At 45.2% G+C, this 14,989-nt stretch carries 17 protein-coding genes and 1 riboswitch; of the genes, 3 read left to right on the forward strand and 14 right to left on the reverse strand.

What is annotated here, in order from left to right:
• Window position 1: 1 nt before the first annotated feature.
• From mobB to AOU00_RS00710, 11 genes are all read right to left on the reverse strand, one after another.
• The gene (mobB, locus tag AOU00_RS00670; RefSeq protein ID WP_069289663.1) at window positions 2-550 is read right to left on the reverse strand and encodes a molybdopterin-guanine dinucleotide biosynthesis protein B; all 549 of its coding nucleotides are present in this window, start codon (window positions 548-550) and stop codon (window positions 2-4) included.
• Window positions 547-1,824, reverse strand: coding sequence for a molybdopterin molybdotransferase MoeA (gene glp / locus AOU00_RS00675; RefSeq protein ID WP_069289664.1), 1,278 nt, complete (start codon window positions 1,822-1,824; stop codon window positions 547-549). Before glp ends, mobB begins: the two co-directional genes overlap by 4 nt.
• Window positions 1,825-2,146: 322 nt before the next feature.
• Entirely contained in the window at window positions 2,147-2,278 is a 132-nt protein-coding gene (locus tag AOU00_RS27415) for a hypothetical protein (RefSeq protein WP_257785361.1), read from the reverse strand.
• Window positions 2,251-2,799 carry an accessory gene regulator ArgB-like protein gene (locus AOU00_RS25540; protein WP_172828245.1) on the reverse strand — a complete coding sequence of 183 codons (549 nt, stop codon included), beginning with the start codon at window positions 2,797-2,799 and terminating at the stop codon, window positions 2,251-2,253. Before AOU00_RS25540 ends, AOU00_RS27415 begins: the two co-directional genes overlap by 28 nt.
• On the reverse strand, window positions 2,750-3,463 hold the full coding sequence (locus AOU00_RS00680; protein WP_069289665.1) for a hypothetical protein: 714 nt from the start codon (window positions 3,461-3,463) through the stop codon (window positions 2,750-2,752). Before AOU00_RS00680 ends, AOU00_RS25540 begins: the two co-directional genes overlap by 50 nt.
• Before the next feature lie 191 nt (window positions 3,464-3,654).
• Window positions 3,655-4,107 carry an SRPBCC family protein gene (locus AOU00_RS00685; RefSeq protein WP_069289666.1) on the reverse strand — a complete coding sequence of 151 codons (453 nt, stop codon included), beginning with the start codon at window positions 4,105-4,107 and terminating at the stop codon, window positions 3,655-3,657.
• A 222-nt stretch (window positions 4,108-4,329) separates the two neighbouring features.
• Entirely contained in the window at window positions 4,330-5,085 is a 756-nt protein-coding gene (locus AOU00_RS00690; protein ID WP_069289667.1) for a DUF4247 domain-containing protein, read from the reverse strand.
• A 13-nt stretch (window positions 5,086-5,098) separates the two neighbouring features.
• Window positions 5,099-5,605: a DUF4178 domain-containing protein gene (locus tag AOU00_RS00695; protein WP_061828250.1), complete on the reverse strand. Its 507-nt coding sequence runs from the start codon at window positions 5,603-5,605 to the stop codon at window positions 5,099-5,101.
• Window positions 5,606-5,629: 24 nt separating this feature from the next.
• Window positions 5,630-6,037: a DUF350 domain-containing protein gene (locus AOU00_RS00700; protein ID WP_013310484.1), complete on the reverse strand. Its 408-nt coding sequence runs from the start codon at window positions 6,035-6,037 to the stop codon at window positions 5,630-5,632.
• Between the two features lie 131 nt (window positions 6,038-6,168).
• On the reverse strand, window positions 6,169-6,837 hold the full coding sequence (locus tag AOU00_RS00705; protein WP_013310486.1) for a PspA/IM30 family protein: 669 nt from the start codon (window positions 6,835-6,837) through the stop codon (window positions 6,169-6,171).
• 87 nt (window positions 6,838-6,924) lie between these two features.
• Window positions 6,925-7,947, reverse strand: coding sequence for an NADH:flavin oxidoreductase/NADH oxidase (locus AOU00_RS00710; RefSeq protein WP_081330763.1), 1,023 nt, complete (start codon window positions 7,945-7,947; stop codon window positions 6,925-6,927).
• A 306-nt stretch (window positions 7,948-8,253) separates the two neighbouring features.
• Here AOU00_RS00710 and AOU00_RS00715 point away from each other — a divergent pair, with 306 nt between their 5' ends.
• Entirely contained in the window at window positions 8,254-9,060 is an 807-nt protein-coding gene (locus AOU00_RS00715) for a polysaccharide deacetylase family protein (RefSeq protein WP_069289669.1), read from the forward strand.
• Between the two features lie 199 nt (window positions 9,061-9,259).
• On the opposite strand, the gene AOU00_RS00720 is transcribed toward AOU00_RS00715, so the two are convergent.
• From AOU00_RS00720 to AOU00_RS00730, 3 genes are all read right to left on the reverse strand, one after another.
• Window positions 9,260-9,928 (reverse strand): 3D domain-containing protein, encoded by a 669-nt coding sequence (locus AOU00_RS00720; protein WP_061828247.1) that lies wholly within the window; start codon window positions 9,926-9,928, stop codon window positions 9,260-9,262.
• A 6-nt stretch (window positions 9,929-9,934) separates the two neighbouring features.
• Window positions 9,935-10,103: riboswitch (cyclic di-AMP (ydaO/yuaA leader) on the reverse strand.
• A 234-nt stretch (window positions 10,104-10,337) separates the two neighbouring features.
• Window positions 10,338-11,060 (reverse strand): amino acid ABC transporter ATP-binding protein, encoded by a 723-nt coding sequence (locus AOU00_RS00725; RefSeq protein ID WP_061828246.1) that lies wholly within the window; start codon window positions 11,058-11,060, stop codon window positions 10,338-10,340.
• Window positions 11,047-12,510: an ABC transporter substrate-binding protein/permease gene (locus AOU00_RS00730; RefSeq protein ID WP_061828245.1), complete on the reverse strand. Its 1,464-nt coding sequence runs from the start codon at window positions 12,508-12,510 to the stop codon at window positions 11,047-11,049. Before AOU00_RS00730 ends, AOU00_RS00725 begins: the two co-directional genes overlap by 14 nt.
• Before the next feature lie 148 nt (window positions 12,511-12,658).
• Between AOU00_RS00730 and AOU00_RS00735 the strand changes: the two genes are divergently transcribed.
• On the forward strand, window positions 12,659-13,837 hold the full coding sequence (locus AOU00_RS00735; protein WP_061828244.1) for a M20 family metallopeptidase: 1,179 nt from the start codon (window positions 12,659-12,661) through the stop codon (window positions 13,835-13,837).
• Between the two features lie 51 nt (window positions 13,838-13,888).
• Window positions 13,889-14,950: a glycine-rich domain-containing protein gene (locus AOU00_RS00740; protein WP_237166252.1), complete on the forward strand. Its 1,062-nt coding sequence runs from the start codon at window positions 13,889-13,891 to the stop codon at window positions 14,948-14,950.
• The last annotated feature ends 39 nt before the right edge of the window (window positions 14,951-14,989 follow it).

Below are 14,989 nucleotides of genomic sequence, written 5' to 3' on the forward strand. Positions count from 1 at the left end.
CTCACCCCTGCTTATTCCTCATTCCTTCTATCTGCTTTTGAATCTGTTCGAGTAGCCAGCGGCCTGCGGGTCCGTTGGCCTCGGCAGGAAATATCTGTATCATTTCATCTGAGTAGTGACCTTGAGCCCAATCCATTTGATGCTCCCAAACCGCTATCCCCTGCACATTTGTCAGCTTATCGGTAAGCTGAGCATCCGATTGTTCCCGCACCATGACCAGCTTTGGATAATCCTCCTGCTTGAAGCCTTCCAGCAACACACAATCATAGGCCTGAAAATGCCAGATCAGACTGGTGACAGGCTGACTATGCTCCTCTAAAATGGCTGTTCTTCCAGCCGAAACAATAGCTACGCCTTCAGCACCCGCCTGTCGGTGCTTGTACGTATCTGTACCCTCATGATCCATTTCAAATTCATGTCCATCATGCTTGATCACTGCTACGCGTAGACCTGACTTCTGCACATAACGAATCAACCCTCCGAGAAAGGTCGTTTTCCCCGTATTTTTGAATCCGACGATTTGACATACAAATGGATGTTTCGTATTCACGTTACCTGTCCACCTTGTAATACCAGTACTCGCACCTCTTCACCTTTGCGTAATCCTTCTGTTGTAGGAGGAATCACGATCAGACAGTCGCTGTCCTTAATGGTCACCATGACACTAGATTCATCTGCTCTCGCAGGAATCGCGTATACTTGCCCACCACGTATCTCCAGAGAGCTGCGTACAAAGCGTGTATAGTTGTTTACCTTCGTATAATCTGCGCCTAACTTCGCCGTCCAGGTTTGTAAATATGGATGTGCCGAAGATAACATCATTTGGATCGTCGGCCGTACAAACAGCTCACAGCCTACAAAGCACGCACCGGGGTTGCCTGAAAGCGCAAATAACAGCTTGCCGTCAATCACTGCGGCTGTGGTCACACTTCCTGGACGCATCGTAACCTTGTTGAACAGCATATTCACATCTTCCTGTCGTACCAGGTCACCCATAATATCAAAATCCCCCACCGATACTCCTCCACTCGTGACCACGATATCATAGGCAGCTATCGCTTCACGTACAGAGGTACGGGCAAGGCTCAAATCATCATGAATGGCTTGTAAAATGAACGGCTCTCCTCCTGCCTCTCTAATTTGAGAAGCCAGCATATATGTATTACTGTTTCGAATTTTCCCTGGTTGTAACGGCTCATCCACTGCAAGTAATTCCGATCCTGTAGAAAAAACGGCCACCCTTGGCTTTCTGTAAACAGGTACCTGATGTACTCCAAAAGTAGCCAGTACCGAGATGTGCCCTGCTCCCAGGCAGGTTCCCTTACTAAGCAAAAGCTGACCTTCCTGAATCTCATGACCAATCTGTGTTACATTTTTGCCAATCTCCATACGCTTCTTCAAGCCGACATATGTCTGTCCGTTTTCCTCACGCAGCTGTGTTGCTTCCAGCATGACAACTGTGTCCGCCCCTTCAGGTAATTGCGCTCCTGTCATGATACGGGCAGCCATTCCAGTCTCCACCCGCTTGTCCGATACGGTGCCACATGGAATTTCATCAATCACATGTAACCAGATTTCCTGACCGGACGAGCAGACTTCGGTGTCCGAGCCAAGGATCGCATAACCGTCCATACCTGAGCGACGAAAACGGGGATACGGGTGTGGTGCGGTCAAATCCATTGCCAAAGAACGTCCATGCGCCTGCTCCAGCTCTACGTCTTCCCTTTCACCCTGTTTAACATGACTAGCTATCCTGCTTTGCGCCTCTTCCACCTGAACTGCTTTACGCTGGAATTTTTCTGCGTTTAATGATGTATGATTCATAATTTCACTCCGTTCTTCTAAAATGCCCTCTTTCTGTTATAACGCTAAAACCGTTATCTGGCAAATCGGGGGGTGTCTAAGTATGTATGGCAATAAAAATAACCCGTGAATTCTACGGGTCATTTCTATAACTTTTTAAGTGCTTTAAGCTTATTATGAGACATAGAGCAAGTGAAGTCAGATTCTTCGAATCGTACCTCCAAATGCGTTAGACTCGATCTCACAAAACCAAGTCGTGATAGCTGAAAAGCTTCCTTGCAAGTCTGTGCGGTTAGCCCGATCGTATAAAAGCAATGCCCCAAATTGAAAACGCGGTACTTCATCAGTTCTTTTCTTTTTTCTTAAGCTCAGCCGGTATCGGTTTAGCACCAAATACTGTTTTTTCATTTTTGGTAGATTCGTTAGCGTATTTTCCCAGTCTTATATTTAAAGCTCTCGCCAATCTTTTATCCATTTTCGTTCACCTCCTTTCCATAAAGGAAGAATGCTGAATGCTTGAATAGCTAAAGCTAAACATATTATGTGGGACTGTATAAAAAAATTCACTGCGCATACCAAAACACATACAGTTTTATAATATTTGTGGTTATTGGTCTTATGAATATAAATAAAATGATTGGGTGCATAAACTAAAAACACTAATATTGAACAAGCATTAATAATCGAAATTGTTGATAAATTTAAAGAGACGAAGGGTATAGTTACACATATTGCCGTTGTAAAACAGACACAAAATGTAAGATTACTGAAGTGTGCCCCTCCTGAAAATTTTCTTACAAACATGATAGTTACTAGAGCTAATAACGCCCCCCAAAAATGCCCGGTCATCCAAGCGATAACCGCAACCATTAGTATCGACGATACTTCGGTAATTTTTATACCAAGCGCATACTCCATCACTTCTACACTTGTTGGGCCATCAGGATCAGCTTTTTTTATTTCCGTTGCGATGTACCTTGATAGCGCTTCTAGCACCCTCGTAATCTCCTCTCTCTGAAAAGAAATACGACAAACCGAAAGTAAGCAATGAAATGGATAGTAATCCTATGGTATTTGAGCTATAGAGCATATACAAAGTAATAAAAATGGTGGCAGCTGATATTAGAGCACCTAGAATCAACAGCTTATTTAGAGACGATAAGTAATTTTCAGCTCTTAAAAAATCATGTGGAGGCTGAATTATAAACGAGAATCCAAAGTTATATTTTCCCATCACAAAAGAAATAAAGTACGCAATAATAATAGAAGATAACTGAATAACGTAAATAGAAGAGCCAGAAGTATCATTAATAACACCTGGTTCTGCTACTCCGAAAAAATTTGCAAACAGAAATACAAAAAGTTGTAGGTTAATGTAGGCTGTTAGACCAGAACCAGCAGAAAAAGCTGCTAGATGGGTTTTGATCCCTAAACCGAATCTAAAAAAGATAACCATTAACAAATACTGAAGCGGCAAATCTAATTTAGGCAAGCCTATAACTTCCCTCATTAGAAAGGAAAACAAAGCTATGCCCATTGCATAGAATAATATTTTTGTGCGATATTCCCTCACGGGAAGCATATAAAGCTTTAAGACCAAAATAACAGCGGCCAAAGCATCGAATACACCAAGTAATATATATAAAAAAGCAGATAACACAGATACACCATCCTCTTATTTCGCCTGTTGTAATTGTATATTTTACTAATAGATGTGGCAATGAAATAATCTAGTAAACTGGTAATATTTGTTTTTATGTAAGGTAAATATTATTTTTGTCGTCAAAAAATATGAAAAGAACGATTTTAAAATCGTCCTCTTGTTGCAGTTTTAGCCTGTAACCTTCTGAATTATCTATCTGGCATCATCCTTTTGTCGAGCTGCTCAATTACAAGCGGCCAAGCCTGCTCATGTTGGTTCCTTGAATTCTCATCTGGAAAACCTGCATGCGTTAAGTAAAGATGCGTGCCATTACCGTGAGGTTTAAGCTCAACGGTGACCACTGTTTCAGCTCCCTTGGTGCCGCCTTCGCCAGTAACCCAAGTCAGCTCGATAAGTCTGTTTTGCTCAAGTCTTAGAAATCTTCCGTAATGTGGATGAGGCTTCCCTTCAAAATGCGTTTCGAAAAAGAAGGTCGTGTTCAATTCAGCCTCCATTAATACTGATCCTGGGGCTGCAAACCAACTGTCAAACTGCTTCGTCCACGCCTGATACAGGACATTCGGAGAACACTCCATTTTTCGTTCCACCATTAGATTAAATGGTCTTTGTGAAAGATCTGGCCAAGAAATAGATAGTACCATTTAATTTTCAATCCCTTCAATCAAACAGAGTTTTGATTATCTCTACATTATTATATCCATAAAGGTGTAGGTTGCGGCTGCTTTCCCTTATCAGTCCACTTCTACTTGATGGCTGTGCCGCTAGATGATCACCAACGTCATCTCTAAAAATAAAAAAAGGAACTGTGCATCAGTACCACAGTTCCGCGAATCTTTTGTTTTCAAATAAATTGACGATACCCGTCATCGTCGACTTCGTCGGCTGATTTTACCTGAACCGCTACGTGTTTTGGGCTTACTATAAGATCTACGCGGCGAATCAAATATGCTGGAACCACCGCTGTCGCTACGGTCACGTGAAATCGAGCCTCTGCTCGGTGAACTGCTGGACCCTCTGTCGAACAGACTTCCGCTTGATCCAACACTGGAATCCGAGTTCTTTCCTCTACGGGTAACCGAGCCTTTACGCTCCACCGTAATCGGCGGGATCGCTTTTTTCTCCTGCACCGTAGGGGCACGATATTGGCCCTGAGAAGGTCGGTATACATCTCTGCTGGAGTAGCCCCGATAGGAGCCTGAACCACGCAACGAATCAAACAGAGCATCCAGCACAGTTGCGGTTAAGTATCCTTTTAGAAAGCTTGAACTGTAATTTTGTTCGACATACTTTTTACTGTCAATTTCAATGAGTGTATCTTCCTTCTTAGCTGGATCTTGCTGCAAATGGTACCACTCATCGCTATATACCAGAAACATCCGCTCATTGCTCTGCGGTGACATTTGTTCCGGTGTACGCTGTTCTTTCAATTCCTCCGCTACTTCCGGGACTGTCTTACCAGCTGCCCGGTATACATACGAGGTCGAGTTTCCGCTGCCACTAACCGATTCCAGCGGATACGTATCTTTTACACTTGGCGCGCCGCAGCCGCTTAACACGGATACGAACAAGCTCAGCGCCACCATGATCTTTAATGCATACTGCCAGGTGCGTTTGCTCATGTGTAACCCTCTCCTAGCTTGCCCGAATAACCTTGACGTCTCCGGTAATCACTTCTTCTCCTTCATAAAGCATAAAGCGACCGTCCTGCCACTCTACCCGCAACAGATGATAATCATCAGACTGGTACTGCCAAACATGCTGCTCTCCACCCTGTCGGAAAGGAGCACGGCCCATGACGGTAACTTGCCCAGAATATTGCTCCTCCAAATGATACGTTGTATCATCCAGCTCTAAAATGGTCGGCACTTCCTCGGGGTTGTCAAGTCTGCCGTCGATGGCCTGATATAGTCCGAATTGCAGTGTTTCCCGTTCCTCAATATGAAGATAACTGACTTGATTACCATCCTGAAGCGTCAAAACAACGGCATTCCGGGCACGATTATGTACACGACCTACCACTTCATAGGTAACAAGCGACACTTCACAGATATCACCTGGATTTAAGTGAAGCATGCTTTTCTCTGCTTTTGGCGGCTCCGGCTTAGCAAATAGATTTGAAATTCGTTTCCACACACCCATGGTTATATTCCTGCCTTTCTTAGCCTAGAAGCATGCTGTAATGATCAAGGCGCCAACTAGATGCAGCGCTCCTGAAAACAGACCGAAACCAATTTTACCTTCCTGTGTACCTTTATCCAGGTCAAACTGAGCCCAGTACCGCAACAGCAGACGTACAATAACTTCCAAAACAAGCAGGATGACAAAGGCGATCACAGAATACACAAGCGCTTCGAGCAAATTATTAGCTGTAGCGATAGACCCCGACAAAATATAGCCTTGTGCAACCAGCTTCATAATCATTCGTACCGTTACGGCCATATTTCCAGCTTTCACTTCGGCAAAATCCTTATACTTCGTAAATAAAGAGTCGACATACATTAATGCGAAGATCAAAATAGCCCCCGCACCAGTCCATACAAGCATTGCTTTCATCGTTTCTAAAAAATGCATTTCATACCATCCTCCACATCTTCTTGACCTTCATATAATGTTTTGCGCCTCCAGGCAGGGAAAAGCGAAGGAGAAAACGTTTCTCCTTCGCTTCCTGAGCAATCACACTTGGTGGCATTGCTAAAATGTTCTTATTTATTTTCGTATTGCTTTAACAAAGCGGCAAGCTCATCGTCCACGGCGCTTTTCTTATCCAGCTCTTTGAACTCCTCATCCAACGATTTTTCCTTAGAGGACATTTCGTTGCTCGCTTCGGCACGTGCTTCTGCTTGCAGCATTTTTTCTTCCATACGCTTCAATCCGGCAGTTGCCGTATCAGAGCTAAAACCGTTCATAGCTTTGTTAATTTCGGTTTGCGCTTTAGCTGCATTATAACGGGCAACCAGTGTTTCGCGCTTGTTTTTCATTTCTGTCAGCTGTCTGCGCATTTCATCCAGCTTGCCACGTAGATTATCGGCTGCAGCTTTGTTCTGTTCGTAACCAGCTTTGAACTCGTTCATTTTTTGTTCAGCAGATTTCTTTTCTTCCAGCGCACGACGGGCCAGATCTACATTTTGTGCTTTTGCAGCGGTATGTGCCTGTTCTTCACGTTTCTTTACCAAAGCAGCCTGTTCTTCGTATTGCTGTTTGAACCTCTTTTCAATAGCAATTTGAGCGGCTACCGCTTTCTCTGCATCTTCCAGGTCCTCTTGCATATCACGAATGTATTGATCCGTCATTTTAATTGGATCTTCTGCCTTGTCGATAATGGCGTTAATGTTGGACATCGTAAGATCTCTTAATCGTTTGAAAATAGACATGTGAAGTTCCTCCTAGAGTTGAATGCTTAAATTTTAAGCTCTGTACACATGTTTACGCAAGCTTTGCAAAGAGGGTTTCAAAAATATCTAAAAACCGCGCAAGTAAGGCTCTGGGATGTCGGCCTGTACTTTTAGCTCCCGCGATGCATGCAGCGCCCAATAGGGATCACGCAGCATGGCACGCCCTATTGCTACCAGATCAGCTTCTTTCTGCTGAACAACCCGGCGGGCGTCCTCATAATCATCCAGTAAGCCAACAGCAATCACAGGTACATTCAGCTTTTCACGGATGGTATGAGCCAAATCCACCTGATAGCCGGCACGCGCAGACGGGCCTCCGCCAGAACCAATCGGACCCTCACCACCAGAAGAAATATGGAAAATATCCACACCTGCATCACGATATCGTTCCCCTACGCCTGTTATGTATTCCACATTATATCCATCCTCGACGTATTCTTTGGCAGATATCCGCATAAGCACAGGCATATCAGCAGGAAGAACCTCTTTAACAGCATGTATGACCTCAACACCGAACAGTGACAAATCCTGCCCATATTCATCTTCTCTGGTATTTGTTAAAGGCGAATGAAATTGATGGATCAGATAGCCGTGAGCGCCATGTATCTCAACCGTATCAAAACCGGCTTCCACCGCGCGGCGCGCGCCTTCTTTGTATGCCTGGACCAATTCCCTGACTTCAGCTGTCTTTAAGGCGTGCGGCTTTTTAAAGCGTTCGCTAAAAGGAATCGTGGACGGACCCACAGGTTGCTCAGCATCTTCAGCCTTGCGTCCAGCGTGGCCTAGTTGAATACCAATCTTGGCACCATACTTGTGGACTTCCTCTACAATCTTACGATATGCAGGAATATGTTCGTCACTCCAAATACCCAAATCACGATCCGTAATACGTCCATCTGGATGGACCGCTGTCATTTCCACAATAATAAGTCCAGTGCCTCCTACTGCCCGGCTCACATAATGGACATGATGCCAATCCGTTGGATTTCCGTCCTTGGCCTCCACGCTGTATTGGCACATCGGGGGCATGACAATCCGATTTTTTAAAGAAAGCCCCTTTAATTGATAAGGAGTAAACAAGTCGGTCACTTTTATCCATCCTTCCTTCAATTCCATGTCTGTATAATTATGAATTGCATCCCCATTATACACCAGCTGTCACAGTATACCGAATTCGTTGTAAGGCTAAAACTTGCGAAAATGCTCCTGTTTTCGGTCATGTTTAAGAGAATATGTACGTTTAGCTCCATCATCTTCATTGATAATCGTTTCATCGTGGGCTTCTTTCCAGTCGTTTATAAGCCGAACTTGGTTACCAGCATATTTTTAATAAGACAGGTACATAATAGTCGAGAGCACCACTAGGTACCACTGCACGGAAAGGGGGGGATACATATGCCGTACAGGGGAGTGTTGCCATGCTTGGCACTGTTACTAGCATTCTCAAGTTTACCCGTTCACGCGGATGCGCCTCCCAACACCGGAACGCCCCATCCCAAGGAAGCAGCTGTTGCTTCTTCTGTACATCAGAGCACAGATCGAGCAACTCCTACATTAGCAATGCTGCGTAAAAAACATGCGGACATTTTTAAAATGTGCGGCCCACACACCCGCCAAATTGCCCTAACCTTTGATGATGTGCCCGATTCTAGGTATACGCCGCAGGTTTTGGACGTATTACACGCTAATGGCATCAAAGCCACCTTTTTCATCGTCGGTCACCGTGCGGAAAAGCATCCGGGGATCATACGCCGTATTATCCGTGAAGGCCATGCTATAGGAAACCATTCCTATACTCATCCGGATTTTAGGAAGGCCACACCAGAACGCTTTCGCAACCAGATTACAAAAACAGAACGTATTTTACAAGCCAGCGCAGGTTTTCGCCCCAAGTTGATTCGTCCACCCTACGGTGAAATCACGGAGCCTCAAATCCAATGGGCACGTCGTCATGGCTATATGATTGTTAATTGGAATGTAGACTCTCTCGATTGGAAGGGATTAAGTAAAACACAAATTCAACGCAATGTGATCCCAGCTACCGGGCCTGGCTCTATTATTTTAATGCACGCAGGTGGAGGTCAAAGTTCCAACTTGCAAGGCACTGTCCAAGCTCTGCCGGGTCTAATTCACTCTCTAAAAGCTAAGGGATACAAATTTGTGACAGTCCCCCGGCTACTCCACACATCGGAACGGAAATAACCATATGTTTATGATTGAGCTACAAGCTAAAGCAACGTAAAAAGGCTGTCTTACCAGCAGAAGTTTTCTGCTCGTCAAGACAGCCTTTTTTTATGGATAAGACCTGATAAGAATCCGACCTAGTTATATGCGGTAGGATACAGGCATTAAGTTTACATAATATATATTATGTTTAATTAAACCGTATATACGTACAATGCTATTTATCAATAACGTACAGCTTCACATTTTGGAATCCAAAGTCGTTCACAAATGATTTGTTGCCAGGAATAAAGATATCAATCCGCTTTCCTGTAATGGCGCTGCCCTGATCGCGAGCGACAGCTACAAAAGAATGATCCGGCAAACCTGGGTGGGAATAGCCTGTAACCAGCACTTTCGTGCCCATCGGAATGACGTTCGGGTCTACCGCAATTGTACCTAGTTTAAGCGGATTGCCGTAGTAGTCCACTGCCCCCCATTTACCATTCTCGTCGGCTGCGGCAGAATACGCTGAAGCCTTAACATCAACTATTTTGCTATAGTTGAATGTTTTGCCCCACGCTTCAATCGTTGGCCCCTCATTCGCTGGTGCTTTCTCCGTAAGAAGCTGCGGCTTCGAATCCGAAGCTGCCTTCACTCTTTTTTCGCCAGGCACCTTAATTTGCAGACCTGCATATATATTGTTGGAGGCAATGTTTGGGTTCGCCTTCGTTAGCTCGTCTACCGATACCCCATAACGTTGAGCAAGCAAAAAGAAGGTATCGCCCTCTTTGGCAGTGTGAAGCGAAGCAGCATCCGCTACTCCAGCTGTCTGTGTCAGCCCTGCAATAGCTGCGGCAAGCACCGCAAATTTCATCGTTTTACCAATATGTTTTAGATGTTTCAAAGATATGTACCTCCTCTGTTATGCCTGCGAAGTTAGCTGTCGGATTCGGACTCAGGAGAAGCCCTATGCTTGTGCAATTCACCCCTAGGCATATTCCACATCGTCTTATGACGTATCGGAATGACTGCCGTTGTTACGTCCCCCGCACTTCCCATAGTTTGGGCCCAGCTTCAGCGGTTGTCATAACCACATGCTGTCCCGGTAAGTTTTGGCTTACTGCATAATATCACAATTTTGTAACCTTATCCGCATGAAAATGTTGGGAACCTCGAACATCATACTACACTCATTACAATTTTGTCATCAAGAAATCGATATTTGTTACGAAAGTATGGGGAAATGGTGACAAAAAGAAAAAAAGCCCTCCGTTAAACGGAGGGCTTTTTTTATAGATTATATCAGCACTTCCTTACAATACTTTGGCAAGAAAATCACGGGTGCGATCATGGCTTGGAGTACCAAATACCTGCTCTGGTGTACCTTGCTCTACAATTTGACCGTTATCCATAAAGATAATTCGATCGCCCACCTCGCGGGCAAAGCCCATTTCATGCGTCACGATTACCATTGTCATGCCGCCTTCGGCGAGCTTCTTCATTACATCCAGAACCTCTCCAACCATTTCAGGGTCCAATGCAGAAGTCGGCTCATCGAACAGCATTACATGCGGCTGCATGGCCAAAGCACGTGCAATCGCAATACGTTGCTTCTGTCCTCCGGATAGCTGGTTCGGATAGGTATTCTTCTTATCCTCAAGCCCTACGGTACGCAAGAGTTCTAGCGAAATTTTTTCCGCTTCCTTCCCTGACTGTCTTCTAACCTGTGTTGGGGCAAGTGTCAGGTTCTGCAACACTGTTTTATGCGGGAAAAGATTAAAATGCTGGAACACCATCCCCATCTTCTCCCGGGTTACATTAATATTATGGCCACGAGCTGTAATCGGCTCGCCCTCAAATAAAATCTCCCCGTCCGTAGGCTGTTCCAACAGATTCATACAACGCAAAAACGTACTCTTCCCCGAACCACTGGGGCCGATGATGACGACGACTTCACCTTTGGCGATATCTATATCAATGCCTTTTAAAATTTCATTCTTACCGAACGATTTACGCAGTTGTTTAACGGTGATCACTGGCTCTCAACTTCCTTTCCCATAAACCCAGCAGCTTAGACAAGCTGAATGTCATTACAAAATAAATAGCGGCTGCGATTATGAACGGACTTAATCCTTCGTAGGTAATGTTCTTAATGACCTGGGCCTGATACATAATATCCACCATCCCAATGGTCGAAATAATGGAGGATTCTTTAATGATCGTAATAAACTCATTACCGATAGCAGGTAAAATAGATTTAAACGCTTGCGGTAAAATGACGTGACGCATAGCTTTGCCTCTCCCCATCCCGAGCGAGCGGGCAGCTTCCATCTGTCCACGGTCCACTGCCTGGATACCTGCACGGAAAATTTCAGCCAGATACGCCGAGCTATTCAGAGACAATGTGATTATGCCAGACTGAAGTGGCGTAAAGTTGACACCCAGCGTCAAAGCAACCCCGTAATGAATGATCATAAGTTGCACCAGCATAGGTGTGCCACGCAGGATCTCTACATAAGTGGTACCTAACCATTCAATGATGCGTACTCCACTCATTCGCAGCAAGGATATGATTAGACCAATGATAAATCCGAACAATACTCCGAGCGCAGACAGCAACAGAGTGTAGCCGATACCCGTAGCGTATAAACTGCGGTATTTCCAAAAAATATCTACGATGTTATTAGAAGAAACCTGTCGATCTGCTGAGAGTGCACTTGCCTCCGTGGAAAACTTCTCAATCGACCCGTCCGCTTTTAGGCGAGCCAACGTTTTATTTACAGAGGCAAGCAATTCTGCGTTCCCCTTGCGTATACCTACAGCTGTTTCTGCTCCGGCATCCTCAGGCACCGCCTTGGCAAGTGTTACGGTACCATCTAACGTGTATCCTTTAGCAACCGTATCTTCGATCACAACAGCGTTGATACGCTGGGTCCGCAGTTGGAGTACCAGATCCGATATTTTATCCAATGACGTTACAGTGGCATTGGGCACTTTTTGAGCAATTTCTTCCTGAATACTCCCTTTTTGTGCGCCAATCTTCTCGCCTTTCAAAGCATCCATCGTAGGATATTTGTCTTTATCCTCTGGGCGTACCATAATGACTTGCTTGGAGCGATAATATACATCTGAAAAATCAATGCTCTTTCTCCGCTCATCCGTCGGTGTCATACCGGACAGTACCAAGTCTACACGACCACTTTGCAAAGCAGGCAGCAAAGAGTCAAAACTCATGTCCTCAGGGACCATCTCCGCATCCAAATCTTTGGCGATTTCCTTGGCGATATCCACATCGAACCCAACAATGGTATCCTTACCGTTAATGACTTTATGAAACTCATACGGCGGAAAATCGGCACTCATGCCCACTACAAGTTTTTTCTGTGGCTTTGCTTCCGTTCCGTATGCAGTGAGCATGGGAAGACCAGTCAACAGCAAGATAACCGCCGACAAAACCAGGGCGGTAAAACGATATGCCTTTTTCAATCTTTTTTTCTCTCCTTAAATTCTTTATAATAAATAAGATTGTGTCATTATAAATGAATATGCATGATTATGCAATGAATGTTATAGTACAATTTCAGCATACCTAACGCAGTACCTACATTACAGTTTATATAAAGGAGTTTTCAGCATGGATTTTAAGCAGACCATTCAAAAGACAATTGAGCAGCATGCCCCACGGTTTAAGGACATCTCGTTATATATTGGCGCAAATCCTGAACTTGGAAACGAGGAATTTCTGGCCGCTGCCCGTTTAAAAGAAGAACTGGTTTTTCACGGTTTTGAGGTCCAGGCACCCGTATTGGGCATAGAAACCGCCTTTATTGCAACTTACAAATCTGCAAAACCCGGACCGGTTGTCGCTTTTCTGGCAGAATATGACGCTCTGAAAGGTCTAGGACACGCCTGTGGGCACCATTTGATATGTATGATGAGTACAGGTGCTGCCGTCGGCCTCAAGTCGATCATCGACGAAACCGGTGGAGAAGTACGGGTATATGGCACACCTGCCGAAGAAACACGCGGTGCAAAGGTCCCGATGGCCGCTGCCGGGTTGTTTGATGATTGCGACATAGCACTTATGACGCATCCTTATGACCGTTACGAAAAATCAGGCAAATCGCTGGCGATTGATGCTGTACAATTCGAATTTTTTGGTCAATCCGCCCACGCGGCTGCCAGTCCGCACGAGGGCATTAACGCGCTGGACGCTGTGATTCAAACGTTCAATGGCATCAATGCGTTCCGTCAACAAGTAAAAAGTACAGTGCGTATCCATGGGATCATTAATCAGGGTGGGCAAGCAGCCAATATTATTCCTGATTACGCCTCAGCCCAATTTTATGTGAGGGCCGCTACACGTCAAGAACTGAACCCGCTGACTCGCCGTGTTATTCAAATTGCTGAAGGAGCTGCTTTACAGGCCGGGTGTCGTTTAGAGACCTCCAATTATGAGACATCTTATGATGAAATGGTCACAAACCGCGTACTTTCCGATGCCTTTACCGCAAATTTGGTGCAGGCTGGCATTTCGCAAGAAGATATAACGGAAGGTGAAGATCACGGCTCCATGGATATCGGAAATGTATCGCTTCATTGCCCTGCTATCCATCCGTACATTCAAGTTATTGACGAGAAGCATGCCTTGCATACACCAGAATTCCGCGATTTGGCGATGCAGGACCGGGCCATGGAAGGAATGCTGCTGGCTGCGAGAACCTTGGCATGGACTGCTTGCGATGTAATCACGAATCCTGAACTGCTAGCCCAAATAAAAAAAGAATTCTCTCTGCTGAATAACGAAAGCTAAATCTTAATTCCGTGTTCTTTCAGAAAGGAGCAGCCAGCCATCATGGATAGTATGAGCAGCTTTTGGACGTTGTTTATTGTGGTGGACCTCATCATTGTTTGGTTTATATTCCGTGCAATACGCAGGAACCGGGGAAACAGAAAAACACGGCGCCGGAATGCTTTTTTCCTCAGTTCCCCTTCTCCTTCGTCCCTTACACAGGAGCGTCATCCAGAGATTACAGAGCTGATGCAGCTACTGGAGCAATCCATTACCGCCTCCTATGCTCATTGCGTAAGGAGTCGTGTAATGGAAGCCCACCCAGAGCTGACGGACCAAGAATATGATTGGCGCTGGCATGAGCTAAAACGATATTTTATGCTATGCGCGATTATGAATAGAGTGCCTATGTTCAGTAGTGATGTGGATGAATTATGGCACAAAATGTTGATGTTTACCCGCGAATATCAGCAATTCTCGGAAGCTTTTTTTGGTCGTATGCTTCACCATGCGCCCCATTCCGGCGGCTCTAAGCCGATGCCTGAGGAGCGGGCGTGGTTTGACTGGTTGTATGTGGAATGCTTTGGCTGGAACCGCTATAGCGCTAGTTTGTGGGGTACTTTTTTTAATCATCCATTACCGAACGACGAGCTTTCGCGCTATTATAAACTCGCAACTTCGGCGCAGCCAGCAGGTGACCGCTGGAATACGCAGGAGAATACAGCCATTTCACAGCAGGCCCAACAAGCGGTTCATAAGATTGTACAACATCTGCGCGAGCGGGTGAATAAAGCGGTGGATGATCCTGAGGGTACGCAATTGCCTAAGGTCAACTATTTACAGGTCGACTATTTATTATTAGCTGTTGTGTGGTATTCATGGTATCAACCTGAACAATTTGCCGTACACATGCACCCGGATGCTACAGGTAATGCCGTATTAGCTAGCTCATCCGGCTGTAGCTCGGCAAGCGGTTGCTCGAACTGGGATACACATCACTCGCACCATCATTCCTCCCATGACAGTTCTCATCATGGAGGCTCTTCTCACCATGATTCAGGCGATTCTGGTAGTCATTCTTCGTGTAGCAGCGGCTCTTCATGTGGAAGCAGCTGTGGTGGCGGGGGCGACTGATCATAGCAAAAAGGGAATTCCTCAGCCAAACACTGGCTA

Origin of the sequence: Paenibacillus polymyxa (genome assembly GCF_001719045.1) — a bacterium.
GTDB classification, from domain to species: domain Bacteria; phylum Bacillota; class Bacilli; order Paenibacillales; family Paenibacillaceae; genus Paenibacillus; species Paenibacillus polymyxa_B.